The 943-nt window shown below is 54.9% G+C and carries 1 protein-coding gene; it reads left to right on the forward strand.

Annotated features, from left to right (window positions below; translation table 11 throughout):
- Positions 1-888 (forward strand): DDE-type integrase/transposase/recombinase (locus DEF47_RS11720; protein ID WP_353845060.1); only part of this gene is annotated, 888 nt, incomplete at its 5' end.
- Positions 889-943: the final 55 nt, after the last annotated feature.

Here is a 943-nt window from a genome sequence, read left to right on the forward strand (position 1 = left end):
GACATCCGCTATCTCGATATGCAAGATATTGGGGCTGGGATGCTGTATGCCATCACCATTTTGGATAACTACAGTCGCGCCGTCCTCGCCAGTGCCGTCAGTCCGCGGCAAGATCTCAATGCGTATTTGCAAGTGTTGTTTATCGCCGTGCGCAACTATGGGGTTCCGCAGTGTTTGGTGAGTGATAGCGGGGCGGTTTTTCGGGCACAGCGAGCACAAACCATTTATCGCATGTTGGGCATTACCAAACGGGTGATCGCCCGTCGCCAACCCTGGCAAAATTACATCGAAACGATGTTTAACATCCAACGCCGCATGGCCGACTACCACTTTGAGCAAGCCCAAACGTGGACGGATATCCGCGATGCGCACGACCAATGGGTGATGAATTACAACCATCAAGAGCATTGGGCGCATCAAGCGCGACCGGATGGTCAGGGTACGCCAATGCAGGTGCTTGATCGGGCGTATGGAACGGTGTATACCGAGGCCGATCTGCGGCTGGTGTTTCATGCGGTGCGGAGCCAACGCCGGATTAATCGCCATGGGTTTATCCAGTATCGCGCGTGGCGGATCTATGCGGAAGAAGGGCTTGCAGGGATTCGCACGGCTGTTTGGTTGCTGGATGAAACGCTGACGATTGCCTATCACGATGAACCGATGGCCGACTATCCCGTGACCTACCAGCCGGATGGTCATCATTTTTCTCGGATTGCCGAGCCGCAGTTTTATCCCCATGGGTATGGGTCACCCCAAATTCGCTTTTGGGAACACAACGATCCAATCTGGCGCTATGCGTTTCGGGTGGTTTTGACCCCACGCTCGTCATCCACTCCCGTTACCCCTCCATGTGAACAGTTGCTCTTCCCCCTTGATCAGGCGGGATGAGTGATGCCCGTGTTAGGCAGCGTTTCTGCAATGGGAAGTGAACGCCCGCGTCAAG

The organism is Herpetosiphon sp. (assembly GCF_003512625.1).
Taxonomy (GTDB): domain Bacteria; phylum Chloroflexota; class Chloroflexia; order Chloroflexales; family Herpetosiphonaceae; genus Herpetosiphon; species Herpetosiphon aurantiacus.